This is a genomic window from Flavobacterium sp. (assembly GCF_046317795.1).
GTDB lineage: Bacteria > Bacteroidota > Bacteroidia > Flavobacteriales > Flavobacteriaceae > Flavobacterium.
This window is the reverse complement of record NZ_JBKCVI010000045.1, coordinates 1-17,542: the sequence shown is the minus strand read 5'-3', so window position 1 is coordinate 17,542 and position 17,542 is coordinate 1. Positions and strand designations below refer to the sequence as shown.

The following is a 17,542-nucleotide window of genomic DNA, read 5'->3' as shown; positions in this document are numbered from 1 at the left end:
TCAAACCATGATTGATAGTGGATTAAAAAAAAAACAACGCCAAAATAAAGCGTTGTTAGATGAAATTGCTGCCACTATTATGCTGCAAGATTATTTGACTAGAAAAATGATATAAATTTATCTTTTTTCAATTCTGTAGTTTATACTATTTTGAAAACGATTGTATATAATTTTATGTTTTTTGTATTGATCAGGAGTTAACAATTTTTTTATTTCTTGATTTTGGTCTTTAATCAATTTATTTGCTTTTGTTGTAAGTTCAGTATTCGAAATACTCTTGTCCTTATTAACTGCTTTCAATTTTTCAGAATATTTATTGATAGTTTCTAAATATTTTGTTTTGACAACTGGTGACATTCCGATTTGATCAATTTCCTTCAAAAAAGTTTTTTTGATTTCTTCCTTCTCTTTAGGAGAATATAAAGTATTTGTAGCTGGTTTAGTAGCCGTAGTGTTTTTTTTAGCAGATTGTCCAAAAGCATTAAAACTTAACAAAATTGCAATAGCTAAAATAAAATTTTTCATGGGTTTAGGTTTTAGTGATTAATATCTTTTCAAAGATAAAAAAATCATTTAAATATTTCATTTTTTGCGTTAAAACAACTGCTTTTTTTGACATTAAAATAATTCAAGTTTGTAAACTTTTTTTTTGTTTACTTTTGCAAAACAATAGTAGTAATTAATTACTTGAATTGCAGACAAATTAAATAGATTTCAAAAAATGATATTACCAATTTATGGTTATGGAGAACCTGTACTAAGGCAGGTTGCGTTAGAAATTTCATCTGATTATCCTAATCTTTCAGTAATAATTTCTAATATGTATGAAACCATGTATAATGCCTACGGGGTTGGATTGGCTGCGCCGCAAGTAGGATTGTCAATACGTTTATTTGTGATAGATACTGAACCCTTTAGTGATAGTGATGATTTATCAAAAGAGGAAAAGCAACAGTTAAAAGGTTTTAAAAGAACTTTTATTAACGCTACTATGTTGAAAGAAGATGGAGAAGAATGGGGTTTTAACGAAGGTTGCTTGAGTATTCCGGAGGTTCGCGAAGATGTGTACCGCAACGAAAGAATTACTATTGCATATTGTGACGAAGATTTTAATAAAAAAACAGAAGTTTTTGAAGGATTGATTGCACGTGTTATTCAACATGAATATGATCATATTGAAGGGATTTTGTTCACAGATCATCTTACTATATTGAAAAAGACTCTAATTAAGAAAAAGTTACAAAACATCATGGAAGGCAAAGCTCGACCCGATTACAAAATGAAATTTGCCAATAAAAAAGGAAGATAAATTTCAATATCAAAAATCAATGACAATCAAAATATTTAAAAATTGCAATTGACATTGACATTGAATTTGACATTGAATTTGCCATTGACATTACCATTGACATTACCATTGACTTTGAATTACATATATTTGTTACTAAATTAAAATAACAAAATGAACTTAGAAAAAATATTAGCCATTGCTGGTAAGCCAGGATTATTTGAACTAAAAATACAAACACGATCAGGATTTTTAGCAGAATCATTATTGGATGGAAAAAAAATTACTGTTGGATTAAGAAGCAATGTTAGCTTATTGACTGAAATATCCATGTATACTTATAGTGAGGAGAAACCGTTGGTTGAAATTATGCGGGCTATTGCTGTGAAAGAAAATGAAGGACCTACAATTTCCAATAAAGAAGACAATGCTAAATTGGTTGCCTATTTCAAGGAAATTTTACCCGATTATGATGACGATAGAGTGTATGTTTCTGACATTAAAAAAGTATTAAACTGGTATAACTTGCTTCAAGCAAAAGGAATGGTTTCAAAAGAAGAGCCCACTCAAGAAACGTTATCAGAAAACCCTGAAGTTGAAAAAGAACAAGTAGATGAAGAACTTAAAAAATCAAAGTCTTCAAAAACAAAAAAATAGTTAATTACTTCTTTATAAATATTAATCCTATTGTTACAAACAGCGATAGGATTTTTTATTTTTGAAAATCGCAACTTCAAACCTTAAACTCGAAACTAAAATAATGAACACCCGTCAACAACAACTCGAAGCTTTTGGAAGATTATTAGACATCATGGACGATTTGCGTGCTAAATGTCCATGGGACAAAAAACAAACACTTGAAAGTTTGCGACATCTCACTATTGAAGAAACCTACGAACTGGGCGATGCTATTTTAAATAACGATTTACAAGAAATAAAGAAAGAATTAGGCGATTTGCTCTTGCACATTGTTTTTTATGCTAAAATAGGAAGCGAAGCCAATGATAGTTCAACATTTCACACTACAGGTTTTGATATTGCCGATGTGTGTAATGAAATTTGTGATAAACTTATTCATCGTCATCCCCATATTTATGGCAATGTTGTGGTTGCTGATGAAGAAGAAGTAAAACAAAATTGGGAAAAACTCAAACTCAAAGAAGGTAAAAAATCGGTATTAGAAGGCGTTCCAAAAGGATTACCCGCTTTGGTAAAAGCCAGCCGAATACAAGATAAAGTAAAAGGCGTTGGCTTCGATTGGGAAGAGCCACACCAAGTGTGGGACAAAGTGCAAGAGGAATTACAAGAATTGCAAGTCGAGGTTGCAACTGGTAATCAGGATAAAATTGAAGCCGAGTTTGGCGATGTTTTATTTTCCATGATAAACTATGCCCGATTCTTAAATGTAAATCCCGAAGATGCTTTGGAACGCACTAACAAAAAATTCATCAAACGTTTTCAATATTTAGAAAGTAAAGCAGGCGAACTTGGCAAACCTTTAATGGATATGACTTTGGCGGAGATGGATATTTTTTGGGAAGAAGCGAAGAAACTTTAGTGTTCAGTTGGCAGTCGCAGTCAGCAGAAGAAAATTTCTATTTTCTATTTTCTTTTCTCTCAATTTATTTACATTTGAAATCAACTAACCAATAAACCAACTTTATGTCTGAAACAAAGCACGAATTAAAACGCTCATTAGGACTTCTTAACGCCACTAGTATTGTAGCCGGTTCCATGATAGGTTCCGGTATTTTTATAGTTACTGCCCAAATGGCACGAGATGTTGGTTCGGCTGGATGGTTACTTTTGATTTGGTTGGTTACCGGTTTACTCACCATGTCGGCAGCTTTAAGCTATGGCGAATTAGCAGGTATGATGCCCACTGCTGGCGGACAATTTGTTTACATTCAACGTGCTTATGGAAAACTGGCTTCCTTTCTGTATGGTTGGACCGTTTTTACCGTCATTCAAACGGGTGTAATTGCTGCGGTTGCGGTAGCTTTTGCTAATTATTCGGCTGTTTTTTTTCCCGTTTTAGAAAATAAAATTTTCAGTATTGGAGAGAGTTTTTCTTTTACCAATAAGCAAGTACTGGCTATGGCAAGTATTTTTTTGCTAACCTATATTAATACAAAAGGCGTTCAAAGTGGAAAAACAATTCAGTTACTATTTACGATGGCAAAGTTGGTGGCACTTTTTGCTTTGATTATTTTGGGGTTGTATGTTGGGATGAAAACCAATGTTCTTTCCGATAATTTTGCCAATATGTGGGATGCCTCAAAAACGGTTTTAAATCCCGATGGTTCTATTACTGTCGAAAAATTAACGGGAATAGCATTGCTTGGCGCTATGGGAGCAACGATTATTAATTCCTTATTTTCCAGTGATGCCTGGAATAATGTCACATTTATTGCCGGAGAAATAAAAGAACCAAAAAAGAATATTCCTCGAAGTTTATTTTTGGGAACTTTACTGGTAACTGTAATTTATATTTTGGCTAATATCGCTTATCTCGCTTTGTTGCCCATCAAAGGAACTCCCGACGCAACTGCAGTTGTTGAAAATGGAATTATGTTTGCCGCTCAGGATAGAGTAGGTGCTGCAGCTGCTAATATGATACTCGGGAATATTGGTGTTTTTGTGATGGCTGGATTGATCATGGTGTCTACTTTTGGGTGCAATAGTGGTTTGGTTTTGGCTGGAGGAAGATTGTTTTATGCCATGTCAAAAGATGGTTTGTTCTTTAAAAAAGCTGGAGAATTAAATAAAAATGATGTTCCCGAAAGAGCGCTTTGGTTTCAATGTTTTTGGGCATGTATTTTATGTATTTCTGGGAAATATGGCGATTTGTTGACCTATGCTACTTTTGCTTCACTTCTTTTTTATATCCTAACAATCTACGGAATTTTTATCCTCAGAAAAAAAGAACCCGATGCCGAACGACCGTATAAAGCGTTTGGATATCCTTTTATTCCAGCATTGTATATTGTCTTGACATCAGCTATTTGTGTGGCACTTTTGATTTATGACACTAAAAATACTGGCTTAGGATTGGTTATTGTTGCGCTTGGAATTCCTGTATATTATTTATTTATGAATAAAAAAGAGTAAAAAAAACTGCCCCGATTTGAACTTCAAATCGGGGCAGTTTTTATAAAAATAGAATTTATTATTGTTTTGGTGCCGGAGCCACTTCTAGCATTTCTATTTCAAAAATGATATTAGCATTTGGTGGAATTACATTTCCTGCACCTCTTTCTCCATAACCTAATTTTGAAGGAATGTAAACAATTGCTTTATCTCCAAAATTCATCATACTTAATCCTTCAATAAATCCAGGAATTAATCCATCTTTATTACCATACTCAAAAGGAAACGGTTGATAACCATTTTGTTTTGCTCTGTTTTCGTCAAATTTTCCACACTCTTTATTTACGCTCTCATAGCTACTGTCAAAAAGACTTCCATCTTCAAGATAACCCGCATAATGAATATAAACGGTTGTTCCATCGGCAGGTTTTTTTCCTGTTCCTGTTTGAGTAATTTTGTATCGTAATCCCGACGGTGTTTCTGTAGCCGTTATTTTTGTATCAGTTAAGTATTTAGCTTTTGCAGCAATTACAGGACCAAATTTTGCATTGTATTCGGCTTTTTTGGTCGCTTCAGCTTCAGCTTGTTTTTTTCTATTTTCTTCGGCTAATGCGGCTTCTTTGGCATCATCTCCCGCTTTATTTGCCATGTAATCAGCAAAAACTTTTGGTGCATCAAATTTTTTGGCTTCAGCACCTTTTCTAACGATAGTTACTTTTTTGATGACATCATCTTGTTTGATGGCGTTAACAACATCTTGTCCTGTAACCACGTTACCGAAAACAGTATGTTTTCCGTCTAACCAAGGCGTTTCTTTGTGCGTAATAAAGAATTGTGAACCATTTGTTTTTGGACCAGAATTGGCCATTGATAGAATTCCTGGACGATTGTGTTTTAAATCAGCAACAATTTCATCTTTGAAAGCATAACCTGGTCCACCAGAACCATTTCCTTGTGGATCACCACCTTGTATCATAAAATCGGGAATAACTCTATGAAATTTTAGTCCATCATAAAAAGGTTTTCCTTTTAGTTTTTCGTCAGTAATAGCCTTATTAGTTCCTTCAACTAACGAGATGAAGTTGGCAACAGTAATAGGGGTTTTTTGGTATTCTAAACGAAGTAAAATTTTGCCTTTGTCAGTTTCGATTTCAGCAAAAATTCCTGAATTATTAGTAGCATCGGGTTTGGCTTGTGCCGGTTTAGTTGATGTTGCAACTGGTTTTTTTGTGGTTTGTGCTGTGACACTGATCATACCAAGGCAAATCAAAAGAAGAATGTTAAATTTTATTTTACTCATGGTTTTAAATTTATTTTTATTGTATTCGTTAATCTTCGATTTCATGATGTATTAATTTTTGATTTATATAATTATTTATTTATTATTTCTACTTCAAATATCAAATTGGCATTGGGCGGGATTGCATCCCCAGCACCTTGTTCTCCAAATCCTATTTGAGAAGGAATAAAAAGCACTGCTTTTTCACCCATTTTCATTTGCTTAATTCCTTCAATAAAACCTGGAATCATATTAGTGGCTCCGATTTGATATGGCAAAACAGTATATCCTTTTTGCATTGCTCTTTGCTCGTCAAATTTACCAAACTGTTTTGCAATTTCGGCATTGCTTGTATCAAAAAGTGTTCCGTCCTCCAGAAATCCACCGTAATTGATGTTAATCATTGATCCTTCTTTTGGCTTTTCACCGTTTGATTTTTGAGTGATTTTAAATTGCAATCCACTTTTTGTTTTCGTAGCTGTTTTTTTTAGTTCGTCGAAATAAGCTAGTTTTTGTATTTTCACTGCTTTATACTTTTCATCGTAAATCTTTTTGTTTTCGGCATCAATGATTTTTTGCTTTTTTTCATTCTCTATATCAGCTTTAAAATAATCAGTAAATACTTTTACAACATCAAATTTTTTAACGTCTTCTCCTTTTCTGATAATTGTAATTGATTTCATCATGTCACCTTGTGTAATTGCATTAACAACTTCCATTCCTTGAACAACATTTCCAAATACAGAATGTTTGCCATCAAGCCAAGGTGTGGCTACATGAGTAATGAAAAATTGACTACTATTTGTTTTAGGTCCTGAGTTGGCCATTGATAAAACACCAGGTTTATCATGTTTTAAATCAGTGAATTCATCTATGAATTTATACCCTGCATCACCAGAGCCATTTCCTAATGGATCGCCTGTTTGTATCATAAAATCGGCAATAACTATGTGAAATTGAAGTTCATTATAAAATGGTTTACCTTTGAAATCTTCGGTTACAAAAGGATTTTTTCCTTCGGCTAAAGTGATAAAATTAGCAACAGTGATGGGCGTTTTTTTATATTCAAGTTCTACAACGATAGTGCCTCTTGAAGTTTCAATTTCGGCATATAAGCCATCTTTTAAGTTATTATGTTCGTCTTTGCAAGAACTCAAAACAATAGCAGTAAAAGCTAAAAAAAGATAAATGGTTCTTTTCATTATTTTCAAGTTAATTTTCGGTTTTTAGTTTATTTTCTGGTTCAAAATCATTTAGAGTTACAGTACAAATTAGAGGTTGATTGGTGCCAATTCGTTTGTTGTCGCCATGATAGCCATAAGCCATGTGTGATGGAAACAAGAAAGTTACTTTTTCATTTTTACGCATCAGTTTTATACCGTCTCTCAAACCCATCATGATATTTTGTTTGTCAACTTTATATGTTTGTGGGCGTAGTTCAACTTCTGAATACACCACATTTCCTTTAAAATCTTTTATTTCATAGTCAAACTCGGCAATATCTCCTTTTTTTGGTCTTAGCGTATCTCGCTCATTTTTTATTTCATAATGATACCAATACCCTTTTTTGGAGGCGATATATTGTATTTTCGGATTGCTTTTAATTATAGAATCTATTTTGCTTTCTTCGCCGGCGTTTAATTTCTTGTTTCGTTCTATCGACTCTTTCATAAAAGTTCCCGAAGATCGAGAAATTGGCATTCGTGCTTGTGGTTGTTTACAACTCAATATTGATATAAAAATCAATAATAGTAATCCAATTTTTGAACTATTTTTCATTTTTATATGGTTATTTTAGAAATTATTTTTTCAAATTTATGGATTGTTTCTTTCATACTCAAATAAGATTTTCCTCCAGCTGCATTGATATGTCCACCACCGTTAAAATGGTCTCTTGCAAATTGGTTAACATCAAAACTACCTTGAGAACGGAACGATATTTTGATAATGTTTTCATCGCGATGCTCAATAAAAATAGCGGCTAAATGAATCCCTTTTATTGTCAATCCATAATTTACAATGCCTTCGGTATCTCCTTTTTCATAATGGAATTCGTCTAATTCTTTTTGAGACAATGTAATGTACGAAGTCTTATATTCTGAAAAAACTTTCATATTCTGCAAAGCACGACCTAAAAGTTGCAACCGATTATAGGAGTTATTATCAAAAAGCAAGTTATGAATTTCACTATTTTCAATACCAATATCAATTAAATCGGCAACAATTCTGTGTGTGGTACTAGTAGTTGATGGAAAACGAAACGAACCCGAATCGGTCACTATTCCTGTATAAAGACAAGTTGCAATATTTTTATCAATCAGTTCTTTTTTGTCCAAAAATGAAATGAAATTATAAATCATTTCGCCAGTAGAACCATAAATAGTGTCTGAGTAAGTATATGTAGCAAATGTGTCTGGTTTTTGATGATGATCAATCATAATCATAGGAACCGTAAGTTTGTTTAACACATGTTCCATTTCGCCAGTTCGGTGCAAGGCATTAAAATCTAGAGTGAAAACTATTTCAGTTTCTTGTAAAACTTTGGTACAATTTGCTCTGTCATTTTCATAAATCAAAACTGTTTCCGAACTTGGTAGCCAAGCAAGAAAATTTGGAAATTCATTAGGAGAAATTACTGTAGGTTGGTGATTTAGTTTTAGAAGAAAATGGTACAATGCCAAAGTTGAACCCATAGCATCGCCATCGGGACTTCTGTGTGGAATTATGGCAATTTTTTTTGGCGCCGCCAATAATTGTTGTATAGCTAAAATGTCTTCTTTTTTCATAGTTGGCGAAGTTACATTTTTTTCAGTAATTGAATATTATTTGGTAACAAAAAGTCCAAACCAAACAGCAAAAAGTCCGAGAATAATACTTAAAGCTATGTAGCTAAAAGCCAAGAGCGTATTGTTGTTTTGCAGTAGATTAAAATTTTCCATTCCAAAAGCAGAAAAAGTGGTAAATCCACCACAAAAGCCAGTTACTAAAAACCATTTTAGATTACTGTCGGTCAATTCATTTTTGGCTAAAATACCAAGGAATAGTCCAATTAAAAAACATCCTATCACATTAGCAATAAAAGTGGCTAAAGGAAATTGAAATCCCGAATTTTCGGGACAAAATTTTGAAACCAAAACTGTAGTCAAAAATCGAAGAACGCTACCAATAGCGCCACCAATTGCAATATATAATATCGTTTTTAGCATAGTAAGATGGAAGTTAGAAGCTACAAGTTGGTAGTTTATAGTTATAATTTATCATTTGGATATTACTATCTAGAGTTAGGGTTATTTCCTTTTCTTCCATTTTCCAACTTCCAGCTTCCAGCTTGATTAAATTTTGGCAAACTTGCTTCTTCTGTTTTGCTAGAAGGTTCTATAAGTTTGTTCAATTGTTTGATTTCATCATCGGTTAAATCTCGACAACGACCAACAGGAACATCGAGAGAAATATTGATAATTCTAGTTCTTTTCAAAGCGGTAACTTCATAATCAAGATACTCACACATTCTGCGAATTTGTCTGTTTAACCCTTGTGTTAAAATAATTCGGAATACAAATTTACTGATTTGTTCCACTTTACATTTTCGGGTTACGGTATCCAAAATTGGAATGCCATTACTCATTTTTTCGATAAATGAATCAGTTATTGCTCTGTCAACAGTAACGATATATTCTTTTTCGTGATTGTTTCGAGCACGAAGAATTTTGTTGACAATATCACCATCATTGGTCAAGAAAATTAAACCTTCGCTGGCTTTGTCTAATCTTCCAATGGGGAAAATTCTTTTCGGATAATTAATATAATCTACAATATTGTCACGCACATTTTGATTGGTCGTACATTCGATACCAACTGGTTTGTTGAATGCTAAATAAACAGGTTTTTCTGTTTTTTCTCTAACCAATTTTCCATCCACACGCACTTCATCATCAACTGAAACTTTAGTTCCCATTTCGGGCACAATTCCATTAATGGTAATTCGTCCCTCTTCTAATAATTTATCTGCTTCGCGACGTGAACAAAAGCCAGACTCGGATAGGAATTTATTGATTCGTGTTTGGTTAGTTTCCATAGGACAAATATACTATAATTTGAGAATACATATTCTTGATAACTCGTTGATAAATTAGTTCCAAAAAAACAAAAAAAAGGTGGTAGGTTTTCAGATTTTATTATTTTTACCAACATGAAGATACAAGGAAAACTAATTATTATAGGTGGTGCTGTTGATAAAGGCAGTTTTACCGAGACAGATTTAGACAAAAGCGCATCGAAAAATTTAAATTTCTTTGAAGAAGGAATTTTAAAACGAATAATAAAAGAGTCTAAAAACAAAGAATTATCTAGGATTGAAGTAATTACTACTGCTTCAAAAATCCCAAGAGAAATAGGACCTGAGTATGTTAAAGCATTTAATTTTTTAGGAGCAAATAATGTTGATGTAATTCACATCGAACGAAGAGAACAAGCATCAGAAGAGGAAGTTTTAAACAGATTGAAATCAGCCGATGTGGTCATGTTTACTGGTGGCGATCAATTGCGATTGACTTCCATTCTTGGCGGAACTCCATTTGACGATATTCTAATTACAAAATATCGTACTGAAGATTTTGTCTATGCTGGAACATCTGCTGGTGCAGCTGCTGCTTCTAATAATATGATTTATCAAGGAAGCAGTCATGAAGCTTTGCTTAAAGGTGAAGTGAAAATAACTTCGGGTCTTGGACTTATTGATGATGTAATTATTGATACACATTTTGTGCAAAGAGGACGAATTGGGAGATTATTTCAAGCGGTTGTTGGCAATCCAAAAGTACTAGGTATTGGACTTGGAGAAGATACCGGTTTGCTGATTACCAATGGGAGACAAATGGAAGCATTAGGTTCAGGTCTTGTGATTTTGGTTGATGGACGCGAAATAAAAGACACTAATTTAACTCAAGTAGAATTGGGACAACCCATTTCTATCAATCATTTAGTAACACATGTGATGAGTAATCACGATACTTTTGATTTGGATACTTTTAAAATGACTATTCATTCTTCGCAATACGTATAAAAGTTTATTGTTTATAGTTTGTTGTTAAAACCATAAACTATAAACAAAAAACCATAAATTTCACAACCATGAAAATTATCATCCACGGTGGATTTTTCTCTGAATCATCAACAAACTTTGAAACTAAAGTTGCCAAACAGCAAGCACTACTTCGCATTGTATTGGATTCCTATACCTATTTGAAATCCCATACTGCTCTAGAAACTGTAGTTTATGCTGTTTCCCTTTTGGAAGATGACGAATTATTCAATGCCGGAGTTGGTTCTCAGATTCAAAGCGATGGAAAAATCAGAATGAGTGCTTCATTAATGGATGGTTCGTCAATGAAAATGAGCGGTGTGATTAATATTGAAGAGGTTAAAAACCCTGTTCAGGTTGCACAAGTTTTATTGGATTATGAAGATAAAGTTTTGGGTGGAAGCGGTGCTATTAATTTTGCGAGAAAACATGGATTTGAAAAATTTTCTACACAAACGCCACAGCGAAGAGCTGAATATGAAGCAAAATTAAAAGCAACAGGAATAGGAACTGTAGGTTGTGTAGCTTTAGATGATAATGGAAAAATTGCTGTTGCTACTTCAACTGGAGGCAAGGGTTTTGAAATCCCGGGAAGAATATCGGATTCGGCCACTGTTGCTGGAAATTATGCCAATGAATTTTGCGGTGTTAGTTTGACTGGAGTAGGCGAGGATATTGTGAGTGGAGCAGTAGCTGCCAAAATTGTAACTCGGGTTACCGATGGTTTTACTATTGAAAAAGCATTTGAAAAAACATTTAATGAATTAAAACACTTTGATGGTTTTGCTGGCGCAATTGCCATTGATAACAAGGGGAATATCTATCATCAAGATTCGCATCCAAGTATGGTGTTTGCTAGTTTTGATGGACATAATTCAGCAGTTTTTAATTAATTTAAAAGAAGGATAAAGAAAAAAATCCCAACCTTTAAAGTTGGGATTTTCTATTTATAAGTAAGTTAAATTGTGATTGTACAAACGTTTTTATTTCACTTTTTTCAAAACAGCTTTAAAAGCTTCTGGGTGATTCATTGCTAAATCGGCTAATACTTTACGGTTCAATTCGATACCGTTTTTCTTAACTAATCCCATAAATTGAGAATAACTCATTCCTTCCAATCTAGCTCCAGCGTTGATACGTTGAATCCATAGAGAACGGAAGTTTCTTTTATTTACTTTTCTGTCGCGGTAAGCGTAGCACATTGCTTTCTCTACTGCGTTTTTAGCAACTGTCCAAACGTTTTTACGTCTACCAAAGAAACCTTTGGCTTGCTTCATTATCTTTTTTCTTCTTGCTCTTTTAGCAACTGAATTTACTGATCTTGGCATAATTTTTTTGTTTTTTTGTAGCAGGCGTCCCGAATTTAATCAAGGGAACTTGTGGCCATACTCCAAGGTTATTAATTAATTGTTTAACCTAAAGAATCTTAAAAGTTGTATGCTGAATTTTGTATACTGTATATTGTTTTTCAACATTTTACATTATACAATTTGCATTATACAATTATTAAATAATTCTTAATTGTTGTTTGATACTTTTCTCATCTGTTGGGTGAACCAAGGCAGAATGAGTTAAAGCCAATTTACGCTTTTTTGATTTCTTTGTCAAGATATGACTTTTAAAAGCGTGTTTTCTCTTGATTTTTCCAGAGCCAGTTACTTTGAATCGCTTCTTAGCACTGGATTTTGTTTTCATTTTAGGCATTTTTCCTAGTTTATTTAATTTAACTTACTTACTTTTTTTTATGCTGAACTTGTTTCAGCATCTCATTCATTTAACACTAATTACTTGGACTTCTTCTTTGGAGCAATGAACATAATCATTCTCTTTCCTTCTAGAACTGGCATCGCTTCTACTTTACCATATTCTTCTAAATCTTGCGCTAAACGCAACAATAAGATTTGTCCTTGTTCTTTATAAATGATTGAACGTCCTTTAAAGAAAACAAAAGCTTTCAATTTTGAACCTTCTTTCAAGAATTTTTCTGCATTCTTTCTTTTAAATTCGTAGTCATGTTCATCTGTTTGTGGACCAAAACGAATTTCTTTTATAGTGATTTGAGTTGATTTTGCTTTTAACTCCTTTTCACGTTTTTTTTGTTGATAAATAAATTTACCATAATCCATCAATTTACAAACTGGCGGAACAGCATTAGGAGAAATCTCAACTAAATCCACTTCAAATTGTTCGGCTAATCGAAGCGCCTCACTAAATTTGAAGACACCTGGTTCAATATTTTCACCAACTAAACGGACTTCATCTACGCCTCGTATAAAATTATTTATTCGGTGGGCTGCTGTTTTCTCTACTCTAGGTTGATAACCTCTGTTGCTTCTTATTGCTATGACTTTATTATTTTATCCTGTCTTCCGACAGGTAGATTAAACTTCAAATGTTTTTAATGTTTTGGCAATTTCTTCTCTTACAATCCTTGCAAATTCATCTACTGTAATGATTATATTACCTTTTCCTTCTTGACCATGACTACGAACAGAAATGGTTCCGTTTTTTTCTTCTTCCTCTCCTACAATCAGCATATACGGCATTTTCTGTATTTCTGCCTCTCTAATTTTCTTCCCAATCGTTTCGTTGCGGTTGTCAATTAGGGCGCGAATTTCGTGATTTTCTAGCAATTCTAAAACTTTTTTCGCATAATTTTCATATTTCTCGCTTAATGACAATATAATAGCTTGTTCTGGCATTAGCCAAAGAGGGAAATTTCCCGCAGTATGTTCGAGTAAAATTGCAATAAATCGTTCCATAGAACCAAAAGGCGCTCTGTGAATCATTACAGGTCTATGCAACTTGTCATCTGAGCCTTTGTAAGTAAGTTCAAAACGTTCCGGTAAGTTATAATCCACCTGAATGGTACCCAATTGCCATTGTCTTCCTAAAGCATCTTTTACCATGAAATCCAGTTTCGGACCATAAAAAGCGGCTTCTCCATATTCAATTACATAATTTAAACCTTTATCACTTGCTGCACTAATAATAGCGCTTTCTGCTTTTTCCCAGTTTTCGTCACTTCCAATATATTTATCTCTATTTTCTTGATCTCTCAGCGAAACTTGAGCCGTAAAGTTATCAAATCCTAAAGAACCAAAAACATATAATACCAAATCAATTACTTTTTTAAACTCAGAATCCAATTGGTCTGGAGTACAAAAAATATGCGCATCATCTTGAGTAAATCCTCTAACACGTGTCAAACCATGCAATTCTCCTGATTGCTCATAACGGTAAACGGTTCCAAATTCAGCATAACGCTTTGGTAAATCTTTATAGGACCAAGGTTTATTATTATAAATTTCACAGTGATGCGGACAATTCATAGGTTTTAATAGAAACTCTTCTCCTTCGGCTGGAGTGTGTATGGGCTGAAAACTATCCGCTCCATATTTGGCATAATGTCCCGATGTTACATACAATTCCTTTTGACCAATATGCGGCGTAACGACTTGCTCGTAACCCGCTTTCTTTTGTGCTTTTTTCAAAAATTGCTCCAAACGGTCTCTCAATGCAGCGCCTTTTGGCAACCATAAAGGCAATCCTTGTCCCACTTTTTGAGAAAACGCAAACAATTCTAATTCTTTTCCTAACTTTCTGTGATCACGGCGTTTTGCTTCTTCCAGCAATTCCAGATAATCAGTTAAATCTTTTTGCTTAGGAAATGATATTCCATAAACTCTAGTCAACTGTTTGTTCTTTTCATCACCACGCCAATAAGCACCGGCAACACTCATGATTTTCATCGCTTTAATAATTCCAGTATTTGGAATATGACCGCCACGACACAAATCGAAGAAGTTAGCATGATCGCAAAACGTTATTGTTCCGTCTTCTAGGTTCGAAATCAACTCGGTTTTATATTCATTGTTTTTATATATTTCCAATGCTTCCGCCTTAGAAACCGGACGCATCTTAAATTCGTGCTTCTCTCTCGAAACCTCCAAAACGCGGTCTTCCACTTTCTTGAAATCGGCATCTGTAATTTTTTGGTCACCAAAATCTACATCATAATAAAAGCCATTGTCAATAGCCGGTCCAAGGGTTAATTTAATACCAGAGAATTGCTCCTCTAAAACCTGTGCCATTACGTGCGAAGTCGAATGCCAGAAAGCTTTTTTGCCTTCTTTGTCGTTCCAAGTATACAACACAAGAGAACCATCGGTGGTTAATTCCGTTTCCGTTTCAACAGTTGTACCATTAAAAGCAGCCGAAATCACATTTCGGGCTAATCCTTCACTAATGCTTTTTGCAACATCCATCGGAGTTGTGCCTTTTGCAAACTCCTTAACCGAACCGTCAGGTAGTGTAATCTTTATCATTCCTAATATTTTATGTTCCGAAACTTTGGGATGCAAATATATAAGATTAACAAAACACATACAATATATATCAGGTATAATATATCAAGAATTTTTAGCAGCATCACGCTTGGTCTTTATCCTTAAAAGCAATTCCCGCTTTGCGCTCCAACCTGTCATAGCGAGGCACGAAGCAATCCCATTATAATATTTTAAAACGCAATGACAGGATTTCCGCTTCTACCTGCCTGTCGGCAGACAGGTCGGGGCTAGAGTAGACTTTCTACTTTCATCAGGAAAAGGGCTGCCCTAGTTAGCCAGTACGTGTAGCTTTGTAAACAACATGTTATCAACATCTTAAAAAAAACCATAAAAACCTCAAAAAACATTTGGAATGATTGCGATTTAGTACTTATATTTGCCCCCCGCCAAGGGATAAAAGTTCTTTAAAAACTGCAAAAACGAGGATTTAGAATAAATTCAAAAATAATTTTAAAATTCCTTGTTGTTTAAAAAAGAATAATTACTTTTGCACCCGCTTTGAGAATGAAAGCGGAGAACCTGAAACAAGTTCAGGTTAAATACAAAGAAGAAACGTTCATAGACATATTGAATTGACAGCCGTCTCGTTTATAAGACGAGACAAAAAAGAGAGTAATATAATCGAGTCCCGATTATTCGGGATGAATAAAAGACTAGCCTTTGTCTACATTACGATGCAGAGCGTGAGTTCAGCATAACAATATACGATGAAGAGTTTGATCCTGGCTCAGGATGAACGCTAGCGGCAGGCTTAACACATGCAAGTCGAGGGGTAAGGTAGCAATACCTGAGACCGGCGCACGGGTGCGTAACGCGTATGCAACCTACCTTTTACAGGGGGATAGCCCAGAGAAATTTGGATTAATACCTCATAGTATAGTTTTAGGGCATCCTAATGCTATTAAAGTTCCAACGGTAAAAGATGGGCATGCGTCCTATTAGCTAGATGGTAAGGTAACGGCTTACCATGGCAACGATAGGTAGGGGTCCTGAGAGGGAGATCCCCCACACTGGTACTGAGACACGGACCAGACTCCTACGGGAGGCAGCAGTGAGGAATATTGGACAATGGGCGCAAGCCTGATCCAGCCATGCCGCGTGCAGGAAGACGCATCTATGGTGTGTAAACTGCTTTTGTACGGGAAGAAACCCTCCTACGAGTAGGAGCTTGACGGTACCGTAAGAATAAGGATCGGCTAACTCCGTGCCAGCAGCCGCGGTAATACGGAGGATCCAAGCGTTATCCGGAATCATTGGGTTTAAAGGGTCCGTAGGCGGTCTAATAAGTCAGTGGTGAAAGCCCATCGCTCAACGATGGACCGGCCATTGATACTGTTAGACTTGAATTACTGGGAAGTAACTAGAATATGTAGTGTAGCGGTGAAATGCTTAGATATTACATGGAATACCAATTGCGAAGGCAGGTTACTAACAGTGGATTGACGCTGATGGACGAAAGCGTGGGGAGCGAACAGGATTAGATACCCTGGTAGTCCACGCTGTAAACGATGGATACTAGCTGTTCGGGGTAACCTGAGTGGCTAAGCGAAAGTGATAAGTATCCCACCTGGGGAGTACGTTCGCAAGAATGAAACTCAAAGGAATTGACGGGGGCCCGCACAAGCGGTGGAGCATGTGGTTTAATTCGATGATACGCGAGGAACCTTACCAAGGCTTAAATGTAGATTGCCCGATTTGGAAACAGATTTTTCGCAAGACAATTTACAAGGTGCTGCATGGTTGTCGTCAGCTCGTGCCGTGAGGTGTCAGGTTAAGTCCTATAACGAGCGCAACCCCTGTTGTTAGTTGCCAGCGAGTAGTGTCGGGAACTCTAACAAGACTGCCAGTGTAAACTGTGAGGAAGGTGGGGATGACGTCAAATCATCACGGCCCTTACGCCTTGGGCTACACACGTGCTACAATGGACGGTACAGAGAGCAGCCACTACGTGAGTAGGAGCGAATCTACAAAACCGTTCTCAGTTCGGATCGGAGTCTGCAACTCGACTCCGTGAAGCTGGAATCGCTAGTAATCGGATATCAGCCATGATCCGGTGAATACGTTCCCGGGCCTTGTACACACCGCCCGTCAAGCCATGGAAGCTGGGGGTGCCTGAAGTCGGTGACCGCAAGGAGCTGCCTAGGGTAAAACTAGTAACTAGGGCTAAGTCGTAACAAGGTAGCCGTACCGGAAGGTGCGGCTGGAACACCTCCTTTCTAGAGAAGAAACGAGAAGCTATCTTTTAGATACGATAAATATTACTCTCGCTGTTAATTCAAATAATACAAATAAGTAAAAACAGAGTCTCGTAGCTCAGCTGGTTAGAGTACTACACTGATAATGTAGGGGTCGGCAGTTCGAGTCTGCCCGGGACTACACTTTTGGTTTTGGGTATTTATCTATAGGAAATTTTAGAAGTTGGGTAAAGGGGGTATTGATCACTCAATACTCTGTAC

The 17,542-nt window shown here is 35.5% G+C and carries 17 protein-coding genes, 1 tRNA gene, 1 rRNA gene and 1 pseudogene; 9 read left to right on the top strand and 11 right to left on the bottom strand.

From position 1 onward, the window contains the following. Positions 1-115: pseudogene (locus ACK5ON_RS02965) on the top strand (Holliday junction resolvase RuvX); the annotation flags it as partial. A 2-nt stretch (positions 116-117) separates the two neighbouring features. Here the strand turns inward: ACK5ON_RS02965 and ACK5ON_RS02960 are convergent. Further along, positions 118-525, bottom strand: coding sequence for a hypothetical protein (locus ACK5ON_RS02960; protein WP_409819728.1), 408 nt, complete (start codon positions 523-525; stop codon positions 118-120). Positions 526-721: 196 nt separating this feature from the next. Here ACK5ON_RS02960 and def point away from each other — a divergent pair, with 196 nt between their 5' ends. The 4 genes from def to ACK5ON_RS02940 all read left to right on the top strand — a co-directional run bounded on the left by def (position 722) and on the right by ACK5ON_RS02940 (position 4,399). Then, the gene (def, locus tag ACK5ON_RS02955) at positions 722-1,309 is read left to right on the top strand and encodes a peptide deformylase (protein ID WP_409819726.1); all 588 of its coding nucleotides are present in this window, start codon (positions 722-724) and stop codon (positions 1,307-1,309) included. Between the two features lie 153 nt (positions 1,310-1,462). Then, positions 1,463-1,945 carry a DUF5606 domain-containing protein gene (locus ACK5ON_RS02950; RefSeq protein ID WP_409819724.1) on the top strand — a complete coding sequence of 161 codons (483 nt, stop codon included), beginning with the start codon at positions 1,463-1,465 and terminating at the stop codon, positions 1,943-1,945. A gap of 103 nt (positions 1,946-2,048) precedes the next feature. Then, positions 2,049-2,846: a nucleoside triphosphate pyrophosphohydrolase gene (gene mazG / locus ACK5ON_RS02945; protein ID WP_396173807.1), complete on the top strand. Its 798-nt coding sequence runs from the start codon at positions 2,049-2,051 to the stop codon at positions 2,844-2,846. Positions 2,847-2,950: 104 nt separating this feature from the next. Further along, a complete protein-coding gene (locus ACK5ON_RS02940) occupies positions 2,951-4,399 on the top strand; it encodes an APC family permease (RefSeq protein WP_409819722.1) in 1,449 nt (482 codons plus the stop codon). A gap of 58 nt (positions 4,400-4,457) precedes the next feature. On the opposite strand, the gene ACK5ON_RS02935 is transcribed toward ACK5ON_RS02940, so the two are convergent. The 6 genes from ACK5ON_RS02935 to rluF form a co-directional block, all read right to left on the bottom strand. Next, positions 4,458-5,723 carry a peptidylprolyl isomerase gene (locus tag ACK5ON_RS02935; protein ID WP_409819720.1) on the bottom strand — a complete coding sequence of 422 codons (1,266 nt, stop codon included), beginning with the start codon at positions 5,721-5,723 and terminating at the stop codon, positions 4,458-4,460. Positions 5,724-5,749: 26 nt separating this feature from the next. Then, positions 5,750-6,859 carry a peptidylprolyl isomerase gene (locus ACK5ON_RS02930; protein WP_409819718.1) on the bottom strand — a complete coding sequence of 370 codons (1,110 nt, stop codon included), beginning with the start codon at positions 6,857-6,859 and terminating at the stop codon, positions 5,750-5,752. A gap of 10 nt (positions 6,860-6,869) precedes the next feature. Beyond that, complete coding sequence (gene gldI, locus ACK5ON_RS02925; protein ID WP_396173814.1) at positions 6,870-7,436, bottom strand: gliding motility-associated peptidyl-prolyl isomerase GldI; 567 nt, start codon at positions 7,434-7,436, stop codon at positions 6,870-6,872. Between the two features lie 2 nt (positions 7,437-7,438). Continuing rightward, positions 7,439-8,443, bottom strand: coding sequence for a DHH family phosphoesterase (locus ACK5ON_RS02920; protein ID WP_409819716.1), 1,005 nt, complete (start codon positions 8,441-8,443; stop codon positions 7,439-7,441). Positions 8,444-8,479: 36 nt separating this feature from the next. Continuing rightward, positions 8,480-8,863, bottom strand: a complete 384-nt coding sequence (gene crcB / locus ACK5ON_RS02915; RefSeq protein ID WP_396173817.1) for a fluoride efflux transporter CrcB — start codon at positions 8,861-8,863, stop codon at positions 8,480-8,482. A gap of 65 nt (positions 8,864-8,928) precedes the next feature. Continuing rightward, positions 8,929-9,732 (bottom strand): 23S rRNA pseudouridine(2604) synthase RluF, encoded by an 804-nt coding sequence (gene rluF / locus ACK5ON_RS02910; RefSeq protein WP_409819714.1) that lies wholly within the window; start codon positions 9,730-9,732, stop codon positions 8,929-8,931. 114 nt (positions 9,733-9,846) lie between these two features. On the opposite strand from rluF, the gene ACK5ON_RS02905 reads away from it, so the two are divergent. Both ACK5ON_RS02905 and ACK5ON_RS02900 read left to right on the top strand, forming a co-directional pair. Continuing rightward, a complete protein-coding gene (locus tag ACK5ON_RS02905) occupies positions 9,847-10,719 on the top strand; it encodes a cyanophycinase (RefSeq protein WP_396173821.1) in 873 nt (290 codons plus the stop codon). Positions 10,720-10,787: 68 nt separating this feature from the next. Beyond that, entirely contained in the window at positions 10,788-11,630 is an 843-nt protein-coding gene (locus ACK5ON_RS02900; protein WP_396173823.1) for an isoaspartyl peptidase/L-asparaginase, read from the top strand. Positions 11,631-11,720: 90 nt separating this feature from the next. Here the strand turns inward: ACK5ON_RS02900 and rplT are convergent, their stop codons facing one another. The 4 genes from rplT to thrS form a co-directional block, all read right to left on the bottom strand. Next, positions 11,721-12,065, bottom strand: coding sequence for a 50S ribosomal protein L20 (gene rplT / locus ACK5ON_RS02895; protein ID WP_396173824.1), 345 nt, complete (start codon positions 12,063-12,065; stop codon positions 11,721-11,723). Between the two features lie 178 nt (positions 12,066-12,243). Continuing rightward, positions 12,244-12,441 carry a 50S ribosomal protein L35 gene (gene rpmI, locus ACK5ON_RS02890; protein ID WP_136151968.1) on the bottom strand — a complete coding sequence of 66 codons (198 nt, stop codon included), beginning with the start codon at positions 12,439-12,441 and terminating at the stop codon, positions 12,244-12,246. A gap of 80 nt (positions 12,442-12,521) precedes the next feature. Beyond that, entirely contained in the window at positions 12,522-13,022 is a 501-nt protein-coding gene (gene infC, locus ACK5ON_RS02885) for a translation initiation factor IF-3 (RefSeq protein WP_396173830.1), read from the bottom strand. A gap of 96 nt (positions 13,023-13,118) precedes the next feature. Next, the gene (thrS, locus tag ACK5ON_RS02880) at positions 13,119-15,065 is read right to left on the bottom strand and encodes a threonine--tRNA ligase (protein WP_409819710.1); all 1,947 of its coding nucleotides are present in this window, start codon (positions 15,063-15,065) and stop codon (positions 13,119-13,121) included. A gap of 725 nt (positions 15,066-15,790) precedes the next feature. Between thrS and ACK5ON_RS02875 the strand changes: the two genes are divergently transcribed. Together ACK5ON_RS02875 and ACK5ON_RS02870 are read left to right on the top strand one after the other, a co-directional pair. Beyond that, a 16S ribosomal RNA gene (locus ACK5ON_RS02875) occupies positions 15,791-17,302 on the top strand. An 86-nt stretch (positions 17,303-17,388) separates the two neighbouring features. Continuing rightward, positions 17,389-17,462: transfer RNA gene (locus ACK5ON_RS02870), tRNA-Ile, on the top strand. Positions 17,463-17,542 lie beyond the last annotated feature (80 nt).